The organism is Photobacterium sp. GB-50 (assembly GCF_003026755.1).
Lineage (GTDB): Bacteria > Pseudomonadota > Gammaproteobacteria > Enterobacterales > Vibrionaceae > Photobacterium.
Window position 1 is genome coordinate 325,592 of record NZ_PYNX01000003.1, and the last position, 21,978, is coordinate 347,569.

The 21,978-nt window shown below is 37.5% G+C and carries 21 protein-coding genes; 14 read left to right on the top strand and 7 right to left on the bottom strand.

The window, feature by feature from the left end; genetic code table 11:
- The first annotated feature begins 18 nt into the window (after positions 1–18).
- The 4 genes from C9J41_RS06370 to C9J41_RS06385 all read left to right on the top strand — a co-directional run bounded on the left by C9J41_RS06370 (position 19) and on the right by C9J41_RS06385 (position 3,102).
- Positions 19–720 carry a fimbria/pilus periplasmic chaperone gene (locus C9J41_RS06370; RefSeq protein ID WP_107291338.1) on the top strand — a complete coding sequence of 234 codons (702 nt, stop codon included), beginning with the start codon at positions 19–21 and terminating at the stop codon, positions 718–720.
- A 47-nt stretch (positions 721–767) separates the two neighbouring features.
- Positions 768–1,790, top strand: coding sequence for a hypothetical protein (locus tag C9J41_RS06375; protein ID WP_107246192.1), 1,023 nt, complete (start codon positions 768–770; stop codon positions 1,788–1,790).
- 284 nt (positions 1,791–2,074) lie between these two features.
- Positions 2,075–2,359: a hypothetical protein gene (locus C9J41_RS06380; protein ID WP_107294363.1), complete on the top strand. Its 285-nt coding sequence runs from the start codon at positions 2,075–2,077 to the stop codon at positions 2,357–2,359.
- A 38-nt stretch (positions 2,360–2,397) separates the two neighbouring features.
- Positions 2,398–3,102 carry a hypothetical protein gene (locus C9J41_RS06385; protein ID WP_107206682.1) on the top strand — a complete coding sequence of 235 codons (705 nt, stop codon included), beginning with the start codon at positions 2,398–2,400 and terminating at the stop codon, positions 3,100–3,102.
- 121 nt (positions 3,103–3,223) lie between these two features.
- On the opposite strand, the gene C9J41_RS22010 is transcribed toward C9J41_RS06385, so the two are convergent.
- From C9J41_RS22010 to C9J41_RS06405, 5 genes are all read right to left on the bottom strand, one after another.
- On the bottom strand, positions 3,224–3,736 hold the full coding sequence (locus C9J41_RS22010) for a hypothetical protein (RefSeq protein WP_233217813.1): 513 nt from the start codon (positions 3,734–3,736) through the stop codon (positions 3,224–3,226).
- Positions 3,737–3,895: 159 nt separating this feature from the next.
- Positions 3,896–4,027 (bottom strand): hypothetical protein, encoded by a 132-nt coding sequence (locus tag C9J41_RS22100; RefSeq protein WP_255418312.1) that lies wholly within the window; start codon positions 4,025–4,027, stop codon positions 3,896–3,898.
- 217 nt (positions 4,028–4,244) lie between these two features.
- Entirely contained in the window at positions 4,245–6,128 is a 1,884-nt protein-coding gene (locus C9J41_RS06395) for a methyl-accepting chemotaxis protein (protein ID WP_107246187.1), read from the bottom strand.
- Positions 6,129–6,529: 401 nt separating this feature from the next.
- Positions 6,530–6,931, bottom strand: a complete 402-nt coding sequence (locus C9J41_RS06400) for a thiol-disulfide oxidoreductase DCC family protein (RefSeq protein ID WP_107206680.1) — start codon at positions 6,929–6,931, stop codon at positions 6,530–6,532.
- Between the two features lie 16 nt (positions 6,932–6,947).
- Positions 6,948–7,391, bottom strand: coding sequence for a DUF3429 domain-containing protein (locus C9J41_RS06405; RefSeq protein ID WP_107294364.1), 444 nt, complete (start codon positions 7,389–7,391; stop codon positions 6,948–6,950).
- Positions 7,392–7,567: 176 nt separating this feature from the next.
- On the opposite strand from C9J41_RS06405, the gene trmY reads away from it, so the two are divergent.
- From trmY to C9J41_RS06440, 7 genes are all read left to right on the top strand, one after another.
- Positions 7,568–8,164, top strand: coding sequence for a tRNA (pseudouridine(54)-N(1))-methyltransferase TrmY (gene trmY / locus C9J41_RS06410; RefSeq protein WP_107206678.1), 597 nt, complete (start codon positions 7,568–7,570; stop codon positions 8,162–8,164).
- 403 nt (positions 8,165–8,567) lie between these two features.
- Positions 8,568–10,028, top strand: coding sequence for a peptide MFS transporter (locus tag C9J41_RS06415; RefSeq protein WP_107206677.1), 1,461 nt, complete (start codon positions 8,568–8,570; stop codon positions 10,026–10,028).
- Positions 10,029–10,183: 155 nt separating this feature from the next.
- A complete protein-coding gene (locus tag C9J41_RS06420) occupies positions 10,184–11,515 on the top strand; it encodes a DASH family cryptochrome (protein ID WP_107294365.1) in 1,332 nt (443 codons plus the stop codon).
- A gap of 2 nt (positions 11,516–11,517) precedes the next feature.
- A complete protein-coding gene (locus C9J41_RS06425) occupies positions 11,518–13,071 on the top strand; it encodes a cryptochrome/photolyase family protein (RefSeq protein WP_199190653.1) in 1,554 nt (517 codons plus the stop codon).
- A gap of 65 nt (positions 13,072–13,136) precedes the next feature.
- Positions 13,137–14,453, top strand: a complete 1,317-nt coding sequence (locus C9J41_RS06430) for an AarF/ABC1/UbiB kinase family protein (protein ID WP_107287539.1) — start codon at positions 13,137–13,139, stop codon at positions 14,451–14,453.
- Between the two features lie 219 nt (positions 14,454–14,672).
- Positions 14,673–15,662: a patatin family protein gene (locus tag C9J41_RS06435; protein WP_107206673.1), complete on the top strand. Its 990-nt coding sequence runs from the start codon at positions 14,673–14,675 to the stop codon at positions 15,660–15,662.
- A gap of 78 nt (positions 15,663–15,740) precedes the next feature.
- Positions 15,741–16,658, top strand: coding sequence for an alpha/beta fold hydrolase (locus C9J41_RS06440; protein WP_107206672.1), 918 nt, complete (start codon positions 15,741–15,743; stop codon positions 16,656–16,658).
- A 96-nt stretch (positions 16,659–16,754) separates the two neighbouring features.
- Here C9J41_RS06440 and C9J41_RS06445 read toward each other — a convergent pair whose 3' ends face one another.
- Positions 16,755–17,609, bottom strand: coding sequence for a hypothetical protein (locus C9J41_RS06445; protein ID WP_107206671.1), 855 nt, complete (start codon positions 17,607–17,609; stop codon positions 16,755–16,757).
- 235 nt (positions 17,610–17,844) lie between these two features.
- Positions 17,845–18,783: a Dyp-type peroxidase gene (locus C9J41_RS06450; protein WP_107206670.1), complete on the bottom strand. Its 939-nt coding sequence runs from the start codon at positions 18,781–18,783 to the stop codon at positions 17,845–17,847.
- Positions 18,784–19,247: 464 nt separating this feature from the next.
- Between C9J41_RS06450 and C9J41_RS06455 the strand changes: the two genes are divergently transcribed.
- The 3 genes from C9J41_RS06455 to C9J41_RS06465 all read left to right on the top strand — a co-directional run bounded on the left by C9J41_RS06455 (position 19,248) and on the right by C9J41_RS06465 (position 21,928).
- Complete coding sequence (locus tag C9J41_RS06455) at positions 19,248–19,445, top strand: hypothetical protein (RefSeq protein ID WP_107206669.1); 198 nt, start codon at positions 19,248–19,250, stop codon at positions 19,443–19,445.
- A gap of 291 nt (positions 19,446–19,736) precedes the next feature.
- Complete coding sequence (gene trxC / locus C9J41_RS06460) at positions 19,737–20,171, top strand: thioredoxin TrxC (RefSeq protein ID WP_107206668.1); 435 nt, start codon at positions 19,737–19,739, stop codon at positions 20,169–20,171.
- A 491-nt stretch (positions 20,172–20,662) separates the two neighbouring features.
- The gene (locus C9J41_RS06465; RefSeq protein ID WP_107206667.1) at positions 20,663–21,928 is read left to right on the top strand and encodes a NupC/NupG family nucleoside CNT transporter; all 1,266 of its coding nucleotides are present in this window, start codon (positions 20,663–20,665) and stop codon (positions 21,926–21,928) included.
- The last annotated feature ends 50 nt before the right edge of the window (positions 21,929–21,978 follow it).

The window sequence follows — 21,978 nt, forward strand, 5'->3', positions numbered from 1 at the left end:
TTTTACTTAGGTTGATTCATGACATTCAAATATATTTTACATATTGGGCTATTTATACTTTTTTACAGTAGCAATTCGTTAGCTGCATTACAATTAAACGCAACAAGATATATTGTTAATGAAGGCGATAAAAGCGTTGAAATTAAGATAGAGAATATAGCAGATAAAACATACGCTGCTCAAATATGGATAGAGAACGAAAATAAAAAAGATAAAAACGTTAACTTTATCCCTATGCCTAACTTTTTTAAATTTAACAAAGGTGAAACACAAGTTGTTAGACTGCTAAATACACATAAATCGTCATCTCTTAATAATGAATCTCTGTACTGGCTCAATTTACAAGAAATACCACCTGTTGATAAGTCTAAAAAAAGTAGAATAACACTAGCTTTAAAAACAAGAGTAAAACTAATTTATAGACCTAAAGTTCTTTTAGGTAAAAGGGCTAATGCTGAGAAATTATTATCAATTGTTAAATCTAATGGAAATATAAAAATTACGAATCCAACACCTTTTTATCTAGCAGTAGTTAACGTTAAATTTAATGGTAAAGAAATAAAACTAAACAATGAGATGAAACAGCAGTTAGGTGTTTTTCCACCTGAAAGTTCAGTATTTATTAAAAACAATTATGTAGCAACAATCTCAAAATTTGAATTTGACGCTATTAATGATTACGGAACAGTCAGTCATTTTCAAGGGAAATTAGGATATTAAATACTAATTAAACGTTTTAATTTTAGAATACATATTAGGCTATCAGAATGATTAAAATTAAAGGAATCATGTTGTTCCTAATTGTTACCAGTACTTTTAATGTATATGCTAATGATATTGATGTTTTTGTTAATCCAGGTAGAGACGTTGTAGTTCCAGTTGTGCTAGATGGAATTACTTTAAATAATCAATTAGTTAACAGTGAGTTCTTTTGGGCTCATGAACGAGTCGGTACTAGTGACGAATACTCACGATCTGAAACTAGAGGTAATATAACTCTTAGTATGGTGGGAACTGCATCAACATTTAGCTTGTTATTTAATGGTGGTGGAACAAATTGGAATTGTAACCTTGGCGGTAACCCACTTCCTGGTGCGTTTCCTGGCCATAATTTAGCGGGTAATATATTGCATAGATTTTGTGGAGGAGGAAGTCAACGTTTGGGGTTTCACCTCAGAAATCGGGTTTTGCGCAATAATTGGAGAGTTAACCTTCGAACTAGAGTAAATCAGGTACGTATAGTTGTACCCGCTAATGCTACCACTCAACAAGAAAGATTTTCTATTTTCCATCGAGTGCAAAGAAATAATGCTGATAGACCTATTAATGTCGGCACTGCTGATAGAATCACTGTACATATTATACAAAATACCTGTACGTTTGGAGCTAATAACGCTGATATAGATATTAATGTTGGCGATATTACACCCGGTATCGATGGACCGAGAACTCCAGTGGACCTTGATTTAACCTGTATTTCTGAAAATAATGAAGTTGGAACCGCTGTTAATGCTGGCTTATCGAATACGGAAAATACAATGTTGGCAAATTATCGTATTGAAGAGAATATAGCGAGTAATTTTAATGACAAGGCTGTAAATGTGTTCTTATTTAGACCGAATAATGTTCGTGTTAATTTAGGTCAAGTATATGATGATATATTTGAATTAAACAACTTGGAATATCAAGTTATACCAAGTCCAATTGATGAATTTGATCCTCATGATAACACGGCTGCTCAGTTTGGTGCTTTTACTCGATCATATAATGTAAGAATTGATTATTTTTAATCATGATATTGGTTTTAAAAAGGCTTAAGCTATATTTTAATAGCTTAAGCCTTTTTTTATCAATAAGTAAAGTATTCATCTTTATAGTTATTTTAATGATAAAGATAGTCTGTTTCCTTTTTGGAATTGAATGGTATCTTGTTATTCTCTATATTAATTTTTTATTACAATATAAACTGTGGTTGTTGTATATCGAGATTGTTAAATTATCTTATATTTTCAATATTAGAATGTTTTAATAATATATAATCTTTAAATCGCTATGTTTATTTTGGTATTAATTAATGAATAAAAGGATTCTGTGTTTATCTTTAATTTCTTCTTTTTCACAGGCTAATGAGAAAAATATTTATGTAAATCCGGGACGTACTGTCATTGTTGATGTAAATCTTGATGGTTATAACGGTGAGTTTGATACTGGTAAGAATCATGTTTGGAATGGCCTATCTTTAGCTAGAGAGCATAACTATGGTGTGCCAACATATAAATTTAAAGATATCCAAGCAACAATTGTGAGTACATATAACCGTATGAGAATTAAGCGAAAGGGCAGAGTTGGGGAAATATAAATAATTGTGATTATGATTGGTCTAATAGGGGAGATCCTGTGCCAACCTGGTTTCCAAGAGGTTACAATTCAACTCCTCAACCTAAAAATAGTGATTATGATACAAAAAAATGTCGAAACAATGTTCGAGCTGGTTTTAGTTTTAAAACAGGTAATGGAAGGCTTGATGGTTATAAAGCAAGTTACGATATTAAATTAACCAAGATTCAATTTGAAGTTCCCATCAGTCCTGTAAGTACAATTTATAGTATTCCGATACATACCAAAAGAACGACAAATAATAATACCTCAATAATTGATACAGATTATATACAGTTACATATTGTTCAAAATACATGTGGATTTGTTGATAGTGAATTGAATAATGATGTTGGTGATATGACTCCCGGTGAGACTTCAAGTATGCGAGATCTAGATGCTGCTCTACAGTGTACACATAGTGATATTAGTACTGGACAAGCAGGAATTTCTCCTGAACCGAATACGATGTATGCGACATATACAATGACGCCAAATGAAGTATTTGATGAAATTAACCGTGATGCAGTTGATGTTCATTTTTATCGTAATGGGTTTGATCCAATTCAGTTTGGTCATATATATAATGATAATTTATATGAGCTTAATCATTTAAAGTATCAAATAATAGTAAAGCCGATTAAGGATTTTAATCCCCGTAATGATACCGGACCTCAGTTTGGACGGTTTTTAAGATCATATACAATAACAATAAATTATTATTAAAGTTATTATTTATCGAATTATTACTTATTTATTATTAGTCTGTGCAATAATTTATATGTTCGTTTTAAGTTAACAAAGCCAGCAATAAATGCTGGCTTTGCTGTTAACCTGATGTGTTAAGTTAAGCGTTTAAGCAAGTAACAACATCTTCTGTAAAGTAGGGTTCTTGGTATCCCCAGAACATGTATTTTACTTTTAGGAAGTGCTGACTAAATGAGTGCAGCATCGGTGCGATGTTGTTTCGTTTTTCAACTACTGCAGTTGTGTTTGTTTGCCCTATGTAATTACCGTCTTGAATGGCAATCCCTAAAGGGACGGAATACTTATTTTCATGCATCATAGCTAAAGCATGGTTTAATTGTCCTCGACGCTTAACCATGAGATCAGGTGCACCTAATCCCACACCCATTTTTTCGCCATATCGATAAATACTTTTCAGGTAACCTTTGTCTTCCCAAGGAAGCCATTCACCGTTAACAAAGTTGGCATATTGCATGGTTGTTGAGGAAGGAAACGTCTGTTTCAAGGTCAGCATGTTTGCTTTGATACCTGTTATATAGTCTTTTTCATTAAAGCTTGGATCGGTTTTTACTGATACACCAATAGCGGTTTTTTGTAAGTTTATCCCTTCCATTTTTCGTCAAACTGGCGTCCTAATGCTTGCACTAATAGTGAGAAGGTATTTAGGTACGGCTTTATTTTCAGAATAGAAGGTTGCATCTTGAAGTTGAATAAACAGTTTTTTACCGTGCTTTTTTAGGTATTCATAATCATCAAAAATGATAGAGAAATCTTAAACGTCTTTTTGAGGTTCTAAGTCAGACCATGAATACATGATTTGTGCGCCTACAAAACGAGGTTTGTTGAGTAAAGGATGAGATTTAATGGCTTGTCTGTCTTTAGCAAAATAGACGAAATGTTTCATGTTATCACTAGCAATAGGGCAGCTTGCGCTTAAGTGTTTTTCATATTCATTTTTATAGCGATCTGTTGGGTTACCCCATGCCGCATGGTGTTAATACTGAAACAAAGTGTGAAGAGAAATGGAAATATTGGCATAGTAGTTAGCGGTATATAGAACAAAAGCTAGCATGCTATATGCTAGCTTTTGTCGTTAGTTTTTCGTTGTTATAACGGTATGTTTAGAGTTTAAAGCGACTGATTTCTTGTTGCAGTTCATGAGATAAATTTGATAGCTCAGCTGCCTGTTTGGCGGCTTCATTGGCTTCTACAGCAAGTTCATTAGAAACATCACGAATTCCCTCTGTATTACGGGTGATCTCAGATGTTACGGAAGATTGCTCTTCAGCGGCGGAAGCAATTTGTGTTGCCATATCATTGATCGTGGTTACGGCAGTCGTAATTTGTGACAAGCTTACTGCTGCTGCATTGGCATCATCAACACTGGTTTCAGAGAGATGACGACTATCCTCCATGATATTCACAGCTTGACCTGTGGTTTTTTGTAGGGTCTCTATCATTTGTTGAATTTCTTGAGTTGATGCATGCGTCCGTTGGCTAAGTACACGTACCTCATCTGCAACAACAGCAAACCCTCGACCTTGCTCACCAGCTCGGGCTGCTTCAATCGCGGCATTTAATGCCAATAAGTTGGTTTGTTCAGCAATCCCTTGAATTGTAGATAGGATAGTTGTAATGCTTTGAGCATGGTGATTTAGCTCACTGATCACAGATGTTGCCGTATCCACTTCTTGCGCTAATGTGCTGATGGATTGTTGGCTTTGGTTGACCTGTGTTGCACCGTGATTAGAAGCGGTTACCGTTTGCTCTGATGTTCTTGCTGTGTTTTCTGCGTTGGCAGCAATCTCTTGTGTGGCGGCTGCCATTTCATTGATTGCTGTTGCGACCATATTAATTTCATCTTGCTGATGCTGAATACGAGTGCTGCGCTCTTCGGCTTGTGAAGCGGTTATATGAGATTGATGATTAAGTGATTCTGAAACATGACGTAATCGAGTCACCATTTGGTGCATGTTACCGACAAACTGGTTGAAATTTAGTGCAAGCTTACCCACTTCGTCTTGGCTTCTTGGTTCTAAACGTTGTGTTAAATCACCTTCACCATTTGCAATTTCAGCCAGTGCTTTAGATACACGGTTAAGATCGCGAAGAAGATAGTTTACTAACCACGCTACCGCCATAACCACGATCAAAGTGATCACAATAGCGGTGATGATTAACTCTGTTAATAGTGAATAGTAGCTGGCTTCTTCTGTCGATTTATCCATTTCAAGGCCAAATATCCAATCACTATTTGGGATATTTGCAAAGTAAAATAGCTTATCTACCCCTTTGATTGAGATCTGCTCTAAGCGGTTTGTATTGGCACTTTGTTCAATGTTACCCATGTTTAACTGATTGCTATAATTAGCAATCGGTTTCAATAACAGTGACTTATCAGAATGAGCAAGGAAAGTTCCATTCTTTTTATCGATTAACATAGCATGAGCATTATCACCAACGTTCAAACTGATCACATCGTTAATGAGTTGATCAATTAATACGTCGGCACCGATAACACCGGCAAGTGCGCCGCTATGTCGAATAGGCTCGGCAATCGTCACTAAAAGGGCGTTAGTAATAGCGTCTTGATAAGCGGTGGTGATCACTTGTTTATTGCTGTTAACGGCATCACCGTACCAAGGGCGAGTACGAGGATCGTAATCAGCACGGTTACGTTCTGGGTGTGAACGCAGCATTTGTCCTGCAACGGTGCCGTAGTAAATATCGTCAAAACCGCCAGCATCGCGTGCTTGTTGAAGGAAAGGCACAAGATCTGCTTTTTGATAGGGTTCTTTTACTGAAGAGGTAATACTGCGACGGATATTAATCCAATCTTCAATACCGCTGGTAGCTGTGGTTGCTACGCTTTGTACGCGATCTAAGATATTTTCATTTGTTTGTTGTTGTAAATTACTGGCAGCAAGCCAAGTTAATACTGTTGCCATAAGGACAACAGCAGACAAGCTCGCGCTGATCAGCTTTTGTTTCAGTGATAGTTGCATTGTTGTCTCAGAAAATGAGGTGTTAGAAAGTGCGGCGAGTGTAAATAGTGTTTTATATATATGCACGTAAATAAATACAAAAATTAGAGGTATCACTTAAAAGAATTAAAATTGTCATTTTTATGACTGTGTGTAGTCTGATTGATGGCGTTTTATTCTAAATGTTAGGCTTGTATTGATTTTAATTTTTTTGGGAATAATTGTTTTTTGTACTTAGTACAAGAACTAAAACTCTAGCGTATATTAATAAAGAGTTGCGGCTGAATATAGTCAACCGTGATGTTAAGTTATGGATGTCGTATTGGGCTCATTCCACTGATTTATCAAAAGATAAATAACCTAATAGAAAAGTAAGATCGTGATTGAGCATAGTGTTAAACATTTAGCTTAGCTGACGTCTATTAATCAATTGAACAGCTATTACAACGGGATTTTCCGGTTAATAAATAGGAAATATGATAACGGTTTCTGGCAAAAAATAAGTATGCTTTATCTGCAACGATACGTATCACAGGAAGCCTGAGTATCTTTAACCATTTCTTTTTACCAACCAGGTTCCATGCTTTATAAGTGACATCAAGACCAAGTAAAAGCTGTTGTTCTGCGCCTATTTGAGATGAGAGTAAACCGTGTAAAACAGTGCTGGCTTTTTCTTTTGATATATCAGGAAAGCGTTGGATAAAATCAGGCGCAAGAATATCTTCAAATTGTAATTTTTGATGTTTATTAAGTTGTCGAAGTTGTTTCATTTCAGCGACGCAAAGTGGGCAACTTCCATCATAAAAGATGATCATCTTTTCCATTTTTCATATTCCCTGGTTATGTGATTGCAAATACAACCGCATGTAATCCGCAAACAAAAGTAGTTAGACGATTACGTAATTGTTGATAATACTCATCTTGATGAGCGGAGTTAAATTTTATCTCGGCGATACGAATACAGATAAACCCCAGCATTAATGCAACAAGAGCCCAAGTGTAGTTACTCGTTGAGTATAAAAGTGAAAACCAAGCCAGTAGCGCAAAAAGATTACTTAAGAGTAGAGGATATATACAGGTTGAAGTTTCGTTATGATTAAGGCTGTTTCCCCACATAACACCAGAAAGAAAACTAAGAATAATGGCACTGTAACTGACGAAAATGAGCAAAGCGGAAGTGTTAAAAATACGTATCTCAAGGCTGATAGCGAGTGCACTTAGGGCAAAAGGAATAAGACCTAGATAGCCAAGTGTGTGGGAGGGTAATCGAGTGATAGTGTTCATATTACCTAGTCGTCATTGATTGATTAACTTAATACGCTTAAAAATAGGAATCTGATCAATGGGGGTTACATATTGATGAAAAGCGGGGATAATACTGCGCTCGCTGTAGGTATATGATTGGTATATACCTATGTGTAGCGATGCTGGTGTCACTTTCAACTTCTAGGATATTAACTATGCGTGCTTTCGTATTAAGAGCCCGTTCTGCACCCACCGACAGTAAAATGCTATTAGCATCTGTGGGTCAAGATGCTCACACTGAAATTTTGGCTCACGTTTTAATGAATGCTATTTTTGTGGCGCAGTCTCACCGCGAAGATATTATGGTGCATTTAGTGCTTGAAAGTACGCAAGACTTTTCTCGTACCATTAGCTTTAATTCAAATGATATTACTAATTTAACGGGTTTTCATGAGCAAGCATGGTTAGATAAGATTACTCATGCGCTTGATAAATCATTAGGCATGGGTAAAGAGCAATGTCGTAATGTAGAACCGGGGATCACAGTTCGTACGATCAGTTTTGAAAAGCTGATAGTTGAACTTGCTGAAGACTACCAATTATACATGTTAGATAAGAAAGGGGATTTTGTTCGCGATATTGAACTTGCTGCGAACCCTTGTTTCTTATTAACCGATCACATGCCAATGCCGAAGAAAAGTTATAATAGCTTAAAACGCTTAGGCGCGCAGAAGATTAGCTTAGGTCCTAAGATGTTATTTGCTTCTCAATGCATCGTATTAATTCATAATGAGTTAGATTTAACGCTATAACGTGTTCTAACTGTTTCTTTTATTAAAGCCGTAGCAGCGATTGTTACGGCTTTTTTGTTACATTAATGTTGTGATTTTTGTTATATAGCTCTACTGAAGATTTTAGTTTAGTGACGTGTTTTTAACATAACCTTATGAATACTTAGTTTTTTTCAAAATTGATGCTTTGTTAGAACTAAAAATGGAATGATGTTTGTTTACTGCTTGTAAATGGAATAATCTATTTCTAGTGAAGCAATGATTAAATGTCTAAAACTATGAAAAGTAAGATACTAAATATGGGGTAAGAATATGCTTGAGCTTAGAGAAGTTCAGTGTATTTTCATTCTTAAATACCCTAGGTATAAACACACCCATAAGAATGACAACCGTTAGCTAAACGGGCCTTTTTACAGGAATCAATATGCAATTATCCTCTCAGCCTAAAGGGCTTTTTCACCTCATCGCAATACAAATGTGGGAATTTTTTAGCTACTACGGCATGCGTTCGCTATTAATTCTATTTTTAACCCAAAAACTCTTAATGTCAGATGAACATGCTTATGCTCTATATGGTGCATATACATCTTTAGTTTATGTGACACCCATTTTAGGGGGTTATTTAGCAGACCGTTATTTGGGTAATTACTGGGCTGTTGTTATTGGTGGCTCACTGATGGTTGCTGGCCACATTGTATTAAGTATTCCGAGTAACGATCATACGACCTTGTATTCTGCGTTAGCATTAATTATTTGTGGTTATGGCTTTTTTAAAACTAACTCAAGCTGTTTATTGGGTGAGTTATATAAAGGTCATGAAAGCGCACGTGAATCAGGATTTTCTATATCCTATATAGGCGGTAACATTGGTTCTGCTTTAGCGCCAATTTTCTGTGGGTATGCTGCAAGCCGTTGGGGATGGCATGTGGGCTTTGCTCTTGCAGGTATTGGTATGTTTATTGGCTTAATCATTTTTAGTACGGGCCGTAAAAACTTTGCCCATGTACAAAAAGCCAATAAAGCGGCGTTAACACAAAAAACAGCAGGTATTAGTCACTGGTTCTTAATCATTCTCGGTGTCGTTGCTGCCGCGATAGGTCTTGTATTTGTACTTAAAGATTTATTAGCCGGTTACATTCTTGCCGTGATCCTTGCATTTTCAGCACTACAAATGCTGCGTTTATACCGTAAGAGTGATGCTGAAGATCGCAAGAAACTTCACTCAATTATGTACTTTATGATTTTTGGTATGGTGTTTTGGGCATTTGATCAGCAAGGTGGCAGTTCAATCAGCTTATTCATCGAGCGTAATATTGATACTGATATTTTTGGTTACCATATTCCAACAGCTTTCTTCCAATCGGTGAATCCTGTAGCCGTTATTGTGGGTGGTGCTGCGGTGACATGGTTGTGGAAAGTATTATCGACACGTCAGATCTCTGTTCGTACATTAACTAAATTAAACATGGGTTTGTTTCTCTTAACTGCGGGCTTTAGTTTGATTACGTTGTCTTCTAAGTTAGCAATGGCAACAGGTCATACAACATTCCTATGGCTATTTATTGGTTTGTTTTTCATTGGTATTGCTGAGCTATTTATTGACCCTGTCGCGTTAGCTGCAATTACGCGTATGAATCCGCAAGGAGCAACAGGTACGGTTGCGGGTATTTACATGTTAATGGGTGGTTCGGTAGCAAACTATTTAGCAGCAAACATTGCTGAGTTAACATCAACCAATACACCAAAAGGTGATGCCATTGATTTAATTACTTCTGCTGCGCAATATCACCACGTATTCCAGTCTATTTTAATAGTGACGGTTGTGGTACTGGTGATGGGATTATTGGTGAATTTTAAAAACCGTAATCAGCCAGAATTTGATTAACGACTAATTACATTTTCAGCCAGTATTATTACCTTTCTTGTTAATAATACTGGCTTTTTTATTGCCTAAATTTCTTGACAGCAAGAATAAAAATCGATCGTTATGCCTATTCGTATCGTAAATGAAGAGTCGATAAAAAATAAGGCATATAATTTATGGCGGTAAAAGCTCTTTATTGGTTTACCAATGATCTACGTTTACACGATAACCCTATACTTCATCAAGCTTACGAGTATTGTGACAACTTGCTGTGTATTTATTTTATGGAGCCACAAAAGCAGCAATTTAATCGTTATCAACTTGTCTCGGTGGGAGCCATTCGCCATCGCTTCCTGCTGCAATCGCTACAAGCACTGCAATCTAATTTAGCCACATTGGGTCAGCGTTTATTAGTGATGCAAGCCGATCCTATGGTTTTTATGCCTAAATTAATAGAACAATACGGTATTAACCTTATCTATCGGAGTCGTCACTGCGGCTGGTATGAACAACAGCAATGGCATTACCTAAAACAATGTTACCCCCATTTTCAATTTGTAGAAGTCGATACGCATACGTTGTATTCACAAAATCAACTGCCGTTTCCTCTTTCAGATATGCCAAATAGATTTTCAAAATTTCGTAAACAGATAGAGCAAAGCGTCACTGTTTTTTCGTCCCTACCTGTGCCTGATTATTTACCGCCACAACCCAATGTATATTGTTCTGGATATTTAGATATTCGAAATGTTCCCATTTTAGATAATGATCAGGTGGAGTGGCATGGTGGTGAAAATGCAGCACTGATGCATTTACAGCAATACTTTTCTTCTCGTTTACCGTCTAGTTATAAAGAGACGCGTAATGCCATAGAGGGTTGGGATAACTCAACCAAATTTTCACCGTGGTTAGCGTGTGGTGCACTATCCGCCAAAATGATTATGGCTACCTTGCTAGATTATGAAAAATACAAAGAGAAAAATTCATCAACCTACTGGATCTTCTTTGAGTTGTTATGGCGTGAGTTTTTTCAATGGCATGCCCATGCTGTTGGGCGAGATCTGTATCGTTTCAGTGGCGTGCAAAATAAACGTTTATTAAGCAGTTTTTATCCAACTCGTTTTAAACAATGGTGTGAGGGCTCAACACCATATCCTATTGTTAATGCGTTTATGAAACAGTTAAACCAAACGGGCTATATGTCTAATCGTGGGCGCCAAATAGTTGCAAGTTGTTTGGTTAATGAGCTATCTGTTGATTGGCGCTACGGTGCAGCTTATTTTGAACAACAGCTGATTGATCATGATGTCGCGGCAAACTGGGGCAATTGGCAATATATTGCAGGTGTTGGAACAGACAGTCGTGAAAAACGTTGGTTTGACTTAGAAAAACAAACACGAATATTTGATCCTAATCAGCATTTTATTCGCCATTGGCGAGGGGATGAAAATCTTAATACCTTAGACAGCGTAAATATTGATGATTGGCCAATGAGTGGTAGAGGATAATCATGCAATCGCGCTATACAACTCTTCGTTTTATTTTAGGCGATCAACTCAATGCGAGTCATCATTGGTATCAACAACCCAATGAACATGTGCTGTATGTTATTGCAGAGCTAAAGCAAGAAACCAACTATGTTACTCACCACCATCAAAAGATCTGTGCATTTTTTGCTGCGATGGAAAATTTTGCGATTGCGCTGCAACAAGCAGGACATGAGGTTTTACATTTAACATTAGACGATACTCATACCTATCATGATTTACCTGATTTAATTATTTCACTTTGTCAGCAATATCATTGCCAAGCATTTGAATATCAACAACCAGACGAATACCGATTATCGCAACAGTTAGCGACGTTAAAGATTCCTGATGTAACCGTTCAAGCATGTGATAGCGAGCATTTCTTACTGACATTGGCCGAACTTGAGCAGTATATAACACCAAACAAACATCACCGTATGGAGCATTTTTATCGCGCTATGCGGAAACGATTTGATGTATTAATGGTTGAAGGAAAGCCTCAAGGTGGTAAATGGAATTATGATGGCGCAAATCGAAATAAGTTAAAGGCTGTTGATATTGAAGCTATTCCTCAACCGTTAATGTTTAGTAATGATGTTAGTGCTATTTCTAAACGACTCGAAAAATACGGTATCAACACAATCGGTCAATCTTGTGAGCAGTTACTTTGGCCAACAAACCGTAAACAATCACAAGCGCTACTGATTTACTTTTGCCGTGATTTATTGCCTTTGTTTGGACGCTTTCAAGATGCGATGACCACGAGAAGTGAGTCAGCATGGAGCTTATACCATTCTCGTTTATCTTTTGCTTTGAATGCGAAAATGTTGCATCCCATGCAAGTGATCCAAGCGGCTATTGATGCTTACTCTCAGCCAGATTCAAAAATTGATATTGCCCAAGTTGAAGGGTTTGTTCGTCAGATACTAGGCTGGCGTGAATTTATTCGCGCTATTTATTGGGTAAATATGCCCCATTACGGAAAAGAGAACACGTTAGAAGCTAGCGGCTCGTTACCTGATTTTTTCTGGAATGCAAAAACCAATATGCAGTGTATGCATCATGCGATTAAGCAGTCGCTTGATTATAGCTACGCTCATCATATTCAGCGTTTAATGGTCACGGGTAATTTTTGTTTATTAACGGGGATTGCGCCGAGTGAAGTCGAACAGTGGTATTTAGGTATTTATATTGATGCGGTTGAGTGGGTAGAAAAGCCCAACACGCTAGGTATGGCGCTGTTTGCCGATGGTGGTGTGGTTGCAACAAAGCCTTATGCTTCAAGTGGGGCATACATTAATAAAATGAGCGATTATTGCTCATCATGCCAGTATGAGGTTAAAAAGAAAACAGGGCTGAATGCTTGTCCATTTAATAGTTTATATTGGCGTTTTATGGATAAACATAGAGGGTTATTAGCAAACAATCCTCGTGTAGGTATGCTATTTAGTCATTGGGATAAATTAGATGATAATGAGCAATCTGTTATTGTAGAGCAAGCCGAGTATTATTTACGCCATATTAATTCACTATAAAGAAAAGGCGTGTTTAATCGCCAGTAATGACGTTGTTACACATCATCGTAAGATAAGGTTTAAGCATGAAAGATCCACATCAGTATTCAAAAGTGCCTAAAGGGCGATTATCACGACTATCGAAATTAGGCTCACTGGCGTCAAGAGTCGCAACGGGCATGGTTGCTGAAGGGGTGAAACAGTTAGCGTCAGGACATCGTCCTAAAGCCAGTGAGTTGCTCTTAACGCCGAAAAATGCTCAACGTGTGGCTGATCAATTAGCACAGTTACGTGGTGCTGCGATGAAAGTAGGTCAACTTTTATCGATGGATGCTGGTGATTTACTCCCGAAAGAATTAACTGAACTGCTATCTCGTTTGCAAGCTGATGCTAAACCTATGCCTATTAGCCAATTGAATCATGTGCTCATTGCTAACTGGGGGGAAGATTGGCAAGACAAATTTGCTCAGTTTTCGTTTTACCCTGTTGCTGCAGCATCAATAGGACAAGTTCATAGAGCAAAAACCAAAGACGGTCGAGATATTGCTTTAAAGATACAGTATCCAGGTATTGGAGAAAGTATTGATAGCGATGTACATAATGTTTCAACCTTACTAAATGTATCAGGATTGATCCCTAAGTCTATTGATGTGTCAGAGTTATTAGACGAGGCGAAAAAACAGTTACATGCCGAAGCTAATTATCAGAAAGAAGCACAATATCTTAAACAGTTTCGCCAGTTACTTTCTGATGATGCCCGCTTTTTGATCCCTGATATATACGATGATTTAACATGTGAAACGATCCTTGCGATGAGTTTTGTCGAAGGCATAGAAATAGAGCAACTGGCTAAGCAATCCCAAGCGGTACGTGATGAGGTGATGGCATTAGCCTTTACCTTATTGTTCAAAGAAGTGTTTGAATTTCGATTGGTGCAAACCGACCCGAATTTTGCTAACTATCGTTATAACCTCACAACGAATCAGTTTATCTTGCTTGATTTCGGCGCCACGCGTGAATATCCCGAGCACGTCTCTGAAGGCTATCGCCAATTGATGACTGGTGCGGTGAAAAATGATCGGGGATCTATGCTTAACGCGTTAAAACAAATAGGCTTTTTCCATCAGCACATTGAAGATGTCGCACAACAAGCAGTCGTGAATTTGTGTGTAGAAGCTTGTGAGCCATTAGCCTTTGATGGTGTGTATGATTTTGGTGCAACAGAGATGGGGAAACGCATTCGCGATGCCGGTAGTGCCTTGAGTATGAATAGTGGTTATTGGCATACACCGCCCGCAGATGCTATTTTTTTACACCGTAAATTGGGTGGTTTATATTTGTTGGCAGCCAAGCTTAAAGCAAGAGTGAATGTTCATGCGTTATTTAAGCCTTATATGAGGTAATGTTGAATAACGAGTTAAATATTCTCTGATAATATTAACTTGTATAATCACATAAAACCTAAAGTTCAAGCTGTTAATGTTTAGAAATTAGAGCGTATATTTTTACAATCAAATATTGATCGTTTTTTATTAGACATTAGACCCCTATTTGATAGTATGCCTTGCGATATTTGTATGATGAATATGCATCAAAGTATGCAGTAATCTTGAGAGAGTAACATGACAGGTAAGCATGTATCTTATGCGGTACAAAATTATGACGCATTGTCCCATAAGCCTCAGGACGTATCTAAGATAGCACTTGTCACGGAAGGTGGAGGCCAAAGAGGGATTTTCACCGCAGGGGTATTGGATTCATTTTTAGATCAGGATTTTAATCCGTTCTCACTAATGATTGGTACGTCTGCAGGATCGCTTAATTTAGCGTCTTATATCTGTGGTCAAAAGAAACATGCTTTTAAGGTGATCACAGAAGCAACAACGAATCACCATTTCTTTGACGTATATCGTTTTTTGTTTGGTCGTGAAGGGCTTGATCTTGATTGGTTAATGCAGCAAACCCAGACACGCTTTGAGCTTGATTGGCATCAAGGCCGACAGAATATGCGTAATCGAACTGTACTCGCATCAGCAAGTAATACGGTGAGTCATCAAGCGGCGTATTTTAATTTAAATACGGATAATTGGTCTTTGGCATTAAAAGCTTCATGCGCGATCCCTGTTTTAAATCGACAACCCATTTACTCACAAAATGAATATTGGGTTGATGGTGGCTTATCTGCCCCCATTCCTGTTCAAGAAGCTTATGAGCGCGGTTATCGTCATATTGTGGTGATCCGCACTGTGCCTATTGATACATCATTTGATCATTGTTGGATGAGTAATATTCGTCGTGCGTTAGGCCAATCAAAAGCCGCAGGTATGATTGAGATGTTGTTAGAGCACGAAGATAACTATAGAAAAACACAAGAGTTTCTTAGTAATCCACCTGATGATGTTACTATTTATGAGATTCATCCGCAAAAAGCACTAAAATCAAAAATGATTGGTAGTGATATGCCATCTTTAGAAGAAGATTATAGGCTTGGTTATCAATCAGGTAAGTATTTTTTAAACACTGTGGGTCGTTATATTGATATTGATGAACCTCATTGTAATGCATCCCATTTAGTGGGAGAAGAAGTCAGCGATTTATGTAAGTTTGTATAATAATTATAAGAAGTTGTCATGGTTAAACAAAATTGTGAGAGGGATTTTGTTACCAAGGAGTCGGTTTTTACACAATTAATGGCGAGTGAAGTCCATTATATGTGGCAGAAGAGGGAGCAAGGCGAATTTAAAGGTGTTGATGGAATACCGATCCGATGGATAAGTATTCGACATCCTCAAAATGAACGTTGTGTGGTCATTGTTAATGGGCGTAATGAGAGCTTCTGGAAATATCAGGAGTTATGTTATGAGTTATCTCGTAAAGGTTATGACGTGTATGCCTACGATCATCGCGGTCAAGGCGCATCAGGACGATTAACTAACGATAGTGAACTTGGACATGTGATTTGTTTTGATGATTATGTGTCAGATCTTCATTCATTTATTACAAATGTCGTTGGAAAACAAACATACAGACAACGGTTTTTATTAGCTCATTCAATGGGTGGTGCGGTAGCAACCTTATATTTAGAGCATTATCAGACTCATTTTAATGCCGTTGTTCTTAATGCACCTATGTTTGGTATCAATCTTCCTGTCCCCCTTAAATTAGTCGCATCTTCAATCGCTAAAATTATCGAGCATTATCAAACACAGCCGTCTTATGTGTTTGGATATAAGCCGTATCACGAAGCACCTTTTGAAAAAAATGATCAATGCCAAAGTCAAATACGTTACGTTTGGGCGAAGCATTTGTATCAGTGCCACCCAGAACTGCGTGTTGGTGGTCCTAGTGCACGATGGGTATGGCAAGCATTAGCTGCCGCGAAAAGCTGTATTCGGGATGTGGAACATATCCATACGCCCATTTTATTGTTGCAGGCAGGCGACGATACCGTTGTAGATAATAATTCTCATCATCTTTTTTACGCAAAATGTGCAGAGTGTGAAATGAAAGTGATCCCACATGCTCGACATGAATTGTTAATGGAAAAAGATTGCTTACGTAATCAGGCATTAGACGATACGTTAGATTTTTTTGAGACTTACAGTTAATGATTTTATGCTATTCATGCGTAAGATAAATAAAGAGCCCAGCATAACGATGAGATTATGCTGGGCTTTGTTATTTTTTAAAGAGAGTAATACTATTTACTGACAAATAAACCAAGAACGTGCATCTGCTTCAATTACCGCTTCTTTATACCAAGGTAGTGGATCAATTTCAGGTGCAATACGAATATCGCCTTTTAACTTTTCAGTCGCTAATACACTAACGCGGTTGTCATTTACACTTTGGATTTTACCTTTGTAGGTCACACCATAAGCTTCGTCTTTGGTCTTCTTATACATACACACAGTTTCACCTACGTGTGTCGCAATAAAGCCGGTTTCTTCAGTCCAAGGTTCTTGTTCCGGTGCAGGTGTTTCTTTCTCATTAAACAGTGCTGCTTGAGATTGGTTTGATGGGACAATTTTTCTATGTACAGAATAGGGTTGATAACCAAGAAGTTTAGCGCCATCAATCCAAGCGGCTTCATTGACGTCTTTATTTTCAATGACACGCATTGTAACAAATGGCCCTGTAGGACAAACATCAGCCCATAGATCTGTTGACGTAATTCGTGCTGAGAAAATAGGTGTTTCATCAGGCGTATTAGGGTGACTCACACACCAGGCATCAGTATCTTGGTTGATCATGGTGCCAGAGTTAGCTTTACATGTTTTTTTTGCTAATTGATAAAATTGATCAATATCTTGTTTCGCTTGTTCGGCACTTGCAGAGCAATAACGATAACTTAGAGAGAAGGTTTCTTTAGGGTAAAACATACCTTTATCAACAACTGTACCTTGGCTACGTGTTGCATCAGAAGTCATAAATTGGCTAGCTATCGTTTTGAAACTTTTTTCAACTTTTGGAGCTGGCGGCGGTGGTGTTGATGAACAACCCGCAACGGTAGCAATAAGACTTGCTAGTGATACTCGGGTTAAAAGGGTTTTGCGCATTCTTGCCCCCAGAAATACTCTTCGTATATATAAATAAAAAGATAGAATTAATTATTAAGTGTATAGGGGACAACAGAACGTGTGAGGAATCAAGAAAATATTCTGTAAAATAAAATGTATTTGTTATTTTTCAATTGGTTAAGTTAAAAATAAATTACATTTTTATTTCTTTATGATTTTTAACAAAAAAATGCCCACAAATTTTCATTTGTAGGCACATTGCTGAGGCGATAGATTAACCGGCGAAAGTATTCATTAGTGTTTGTGAAGGTACAAAGTAGTGAGTACCTGTTTTTGCTTCCACAAAATCCAGTAAGCGATCGTAGTTACCATTTTCATCAGCATAAATCATTTGCTTCAATGAGATATCTAGAATTTCAGGTGAGGCGGCAAACCCGACAAACATAGTGCCATGTTCCATAGCATTACCAAATGGACGGTTCTGACGTAGCATTTTAATTTCTTGGTCATCAATAATAACTTTACTCTTATTATTGTGCGCCCAAGCGGGTTTTTGATCATCATCAAGTTCAATATCATCAAGCTTGGTACGACCAATAACTTGCTCTTGGTATTCTGTGGTTTGTTTATCCCATAAGCCTTGACGATCTACATAGCGTTGTACGGTTAAGTAAGTCCCGCCTTGATGGATATCACGGTCATTATCAACTAATACGGCATTAAAACGAGCTTCATTTTTTGGGTTTTCAGTTCCATCAACAAAGTCGATCATGTCGCGGTTGTCTAGATATTTAAAGCCTTGAATATCTTCAATTAAATTAGCGACAGGTTGAAGCGCTGCGGCAATGTATTTCGCAGCTTGAAAATTAATATCCATACGTTCAGATTTTATCATGATGAAAATATCTCCCGGTGTACTTGGGAAACTACGTTCGCCGTCAGTCATAGCAATGAAATCATGCAATAAAGATGGCGCTTGAACATCAGGAAAAACGGTAGGCCAACCTTTATTTGAAATACCAATGGTTAAAGAAAGGTTAGCTGAAGGATCTTTTTGCGCGATGGATTTTTCAATAATTTGAATTTTGGCAAAGATTTTTGTTACGTCATCATTTTCAATATTTTCTTTGAAAATAAAGGTGAGGTATTCAGCGAAAGTATTAGGGTTAGAAATAGCACCAGGTTGTGCAAGTTCAGATAATTGAGTATTCATAATAAAAACCTTTAAATTTTTTTATTACGCTACGCTTTTTATACTCATAACTATAGTATGAATAATGTAATGTTAAATTACTAAATGTGAGTGTGTAAAGTGCGACATAACATACTGACAGAAAACAGTTATTTTTTTTATCATAAGCTTAAATCAAAAATGTTGACGCATTTTATTGATAAATAGATATACACAAAATGTTGTTATATTCATGCCTTATTAATTAAAGCTTATATATAAATAGCTTGGGTCAAATATGTCTAAATATTAAACGTTTTTTATTTGCCAAGAACTTCTATTACTACGCTTGTTATTCGTTATTGACTAGTCATTTTCAGTTGTTTTTGTAATTTTATTACATGAACATCGATTTGATCACAAAGTTAAATTTATCAGCTTAACTCCTCTAATTACCTCTGATACTAAGTAAATCATAATGACACAGGTTACTTTAGGAGGTTGTTGTGTCTATTAACTCTATCGATTTTTCAGAAATTTCTTCCGTATCATCTAAGTGGGATCACAAGGATGAGTCGGCAACCAATATTGCTGAGAGTAAAAAACAACAAGCGGCAGCAAGACGACGTATAGAGCTTCTCCGTGATATTCAAGCGAGCGGGCTTACCATTGCCGAAGCCCGTGAGTTAGGGTTATTACATTAATTACCAGTTAAGTTATTAACGCTAATCGTATTGTGACATTGTCACTGTAGTTGTGGGAGTTCCAGAATAAGCAGTGTAATCATAATTAACTAATAATAAGTGACACTGAATGGGATGCGATGTTTGCATCCCATTTGTATGCGTTCGATATAATAGTTTTTTATCAATCTTTTTTGCGACATTCGGCTTTTGATAGTTTTAGGCTATTGCTCTAATAAGTTGAATCATATTGCTTTTTTATCTGTAAGCGTTACAGTAAATACAGATAAAGTTTAAAGATGGATGATAACAATGACTACAATCACAACACGCTGTCCACACTGTAAAGCACTGAACCGTTTACCTTCTGAGCGCGTAAATGATGAAGCAAGCTGCGGCTCATGTAAGGAAAAATTATTCGACGGCATGCCAATTGAAGGTACTAGCGATAATTTCTCTACACTATTAGAAAGTGATAAGCCTGTCGTTGTTGATTTCTGGGCACCGTGGTGTAATCCATGCGTAGGATTTGCTCCTGTATTTTCAGACGTATCTCAAGAGCGTGATGGCCAAATACGTTGTGTGAAGATTGATACTGAAGCACAACAAGCACTCGCTGCTCAATATCGTATCCGTAGTATTCCAACAATCATGGTGTTTAAAGAAGGCAAGATGGTTGATATGCTAAATGGCGCAATGCCGAAATCGCATTTCGACCAATGGCTAAATGAAGCACTTACAAAGTAAACATTGCTCACTAATAATATATTCCCAAAAGCCGAACATTTATCGTGTTCGGCTTTTTTGTTATCAATTGAGTGCGCTGTACGATAAATCAACAGTTATGCGTTAAAGGATTTATATAAGGTATTATTTGCTTATATAGTATTCACTTGGCCTTGAAGTATGCTAATTATGAAAAATGATATTGTTATTGTGAGCAAGATCTCTATATACTCTCGCCTCGGTCAGAACAGTTAAGTTCAGCCACCTTATTTTACAAGCTGTCACCAGGGATAAGTGAACGACCCACGGAGTTGGACCGGCGTTATTTGTAGCTTGTTAATTTAGGTGACTCGTATGTTGTATTATTGGGCGAACATATTCATATTTTTAGCGTTGTATTACGTTAATCCTACCTTTTTTACTTTTTCCCCAAAAGTAATTGTTACTCAATGGCAGCAAACAGCAATACCTTCATTATTCGACACCCATTTAAAAAACAGCAGGACGAAATAATGCAGTTGTTAATTACATTAGCCGGTATCGTAGTACTGGTTCTATGCGCAGTGGCGCTTTCTGATAATAGAAAGGCGATCAATTGGAGAACCGTTGGCGGTGCTTTATTCTTACAAGCGAGCTTTGCCGCTCTTGTACTATATGTGCCCATTGGTCAGAAGATGCTAGGTGCAATGAGTGACGGTGTAGCTGGTCTTCTTAGTTTCGCTGATGTTGGTATCAATTTCGTCTTCGGTGATTTAGCTAATATCCAAAAAAGCGGTTTTGTTTTTGCTATTCGTGTTCTTCCTCTTGTTATATTCATCAGTGCTTTAATTTCTCTCCTTTATTACTTCGGTATTATGCAATGGGTAATTAAAGTTTTAGGTGGTGGTATCCAAAAACTATTAGGCACCAGTCGCGCAGAGTCTTTGGTTGCGACAGGTAATATCTTCCTTTCTCAAGGTGAGTCTCCTCTTCTTATTCGTCCATTCCTTGCAAAAATGACACGCTCTGAACTTTTCGTGGTAATGACATGTGGTATGGCGTCAGTTGCGGGTTCTGTATTAGGTGGCTATGCAGGATTAGGTGTTGAACTTAAGTATCTGATTGCAGCAAGTTTTATGGCGGCACCCGGTGGTTTACTAATGGCTAAAATTCTTGTACCAGAACAAGAAACGCCAATGGAACAAACTGAGGTCGAAATGGCAAAAAGTGAGCACAGTAATGCTATTGATGCATTAGCTGCTGGTGCAATGAACGGTATGAAAGTAGCTGTTGCGATTGGTACTATGCTTATTGCTTTTGTTAGTGTGATCGCAATGGCGAATGCTGGCCTTGAAGGGGTAGGGCATTGGTTAGCAAGCATTACGGCAACGATTGGTCTTGATTCGGTATCGCATTGGTTCGCTACAACGCCACTAACTATGCAAGCTATTTTGGGATATATTTTCTCGCCACTTGCTTTTGTTATCGGTGTACCGGCGACAGAAATGATGAAAGCAGGTACTTTTATTGGTGAGAAGCTAATTCTAAATGAATTTGTTGCCTTTATGGACTTCGCAGCGGTTAAACAAACGTTATCTGAACATACCCAAGTGATCATCACTTTCGCATTATGTGGTTTTGCGAATATTGGTTCTATTGCTATTCAAATTGGTTCAATTGGTGTTATGGCACCTGAGCGTCGTGGTGATGTTGCAAAATTAGGTATTAAAGCCGTTTTAGCGGCAACATTAGCTAACTTAATGAGTGCGGCGCTTGCTGGTATTTTTATCGGATTATAAGCGTTATTAACAGCATAAAAATTTATAGCCGTAGAGTTTGCTTTGCGGTT

Excerpts from the sequence above, each read along its gene's own strand:
- C9J41_RS06405 (WP_107294364.1), bottom strand. The coding sequence starts at position 7,391 with ATGAACACTATCACTCGATTACCCTCCCACACACTTGGCTATCTAGGT.
- C9J41_RS06445 (WP_107206671.1), bottom strand. The coding sequence starts at position 17,609 with ATGCGCAAAACCCTTTTAACCCGAGTATCACTAGCAAGTCTTATTGCT.
- C9J41_RS06380 (WP_107294363.1), top strand. The coding sequence starts at position 2,075 with ATGAATAAAAGGATTCTGTGTTTATCTTTAATTTCTTCTTTTTCACAG.
- C9J41_RS06370 (WP_107291338.1), top strand. The coding sequence starts at position 19 with ATGACATTCAAATATATTTTACATATTGGGCTATTTATACTTTTTTAC.
- C9J41_RS06450 (WP_107206670.1), bottom strand. The coding sequence starts at position 18,783 with ATGAATACTCAATTATCTGAACTTGCACAACCTGGTGCTATTTCTAAC.
- C9J41_RS22100 (WP_255418312.1), bottom strand. The coding sequence starts at position 4,027 with ATGAAACATTTCGTCTATTTTGCTAAAGACAGACAAGCCATTAAATCT.
- C9J41_RS06375 (WP_107246192.1), top strand. The coding sequence starts at position 768 with ATGATTAAAATTAAAGGAATCATGTTGTTCCTAATTGTTACCAGTACT.
- C9J41_RS06440 (WP_107206672.1), top strand. The coding sequence starts at position 15,741 with ATGGCGAGTGAAGTCCATTATATGTGGCAGAAGAGGGAGCAAGGCGAA.
- C9J41_RS06415 (WP_107206677.1), top strand. The coding sequence starts at position 8,568 with ATGCAATTATCCTCTCAGCCTAAAGGGCTTTTTCACCTCATCGCAATA.
- C9J41_RS06435 (WP_107206673.1), top strand. The coding sequence starts at position 14,673 with ATGACAGGTAAGCATGTATCTTATGCGGTACAAAATTATGACGCATTG.
- C9J41_RS06400 (WP_107206680.1), bottom strand. The coding sequence starts at position 6,931 with ATGGAAAAGATGATCATCTTTTATGATGGAAGTTGCCCACTTTGCGTC.
- C9J41_RS06430 (WP_107287539.1), top strand. The coding sequence starts at position 13,137 with ATGAAAGATCCACATCAGTATTCAAAAGTGCCTAAAGGGCGATTATCA.
- C9J41_RS06465 (WP_107206667.1), top strand. The coding sequence starts at position 20,663 with ATGCAGTTGTTAATTACATTAGCCGGTATCGTAGTACTGGTTCTATGC.
- C9J41_RS06420 (WP_107294365.1), top strand. The coding sequence starts at position 10,184 with ATGGCGGTAAAAGCTCTTTATTGGTTTACCAATGATCTACGTTTACAC.
- C9J41_RS22010 (WP_233217813.1), bottom strand. The coding sequence starts at position 3,736 with ATGGAAGGGATAAACTTACAAAAAACCGCTATTGGTGTATCAGTAAAA.
- trxC (WP_107206668.1), top strand. The coding sequence starts at position 19,737 with ATGACTACAATCACAACACGCTGTCCACACTGTAAAGCACTGAACCGT.
- C9J41_RS06395 (WP_107246187.1), bottom strand. The coding sequence starts at position 6,128 with ATGCAACTATCACTGAAACAAAAGCTGATCAGCGCGAGCTTGTCTGCT.
- trmY (WP_107206678.1), top strand. The coding sequence starts at position 7,568 with ATGCGTGCTTTCGTATTAAGAGCCCGTTCTGCACCCACCGACAGTAAA.
- C9J41_RS06425 (WP_199190653.1), top strand. The coding sequence starts at position 11,518 with ATGCAATCGCGCTATACAACTCTTCGTTTTATTTTAGGCGATCAACTC.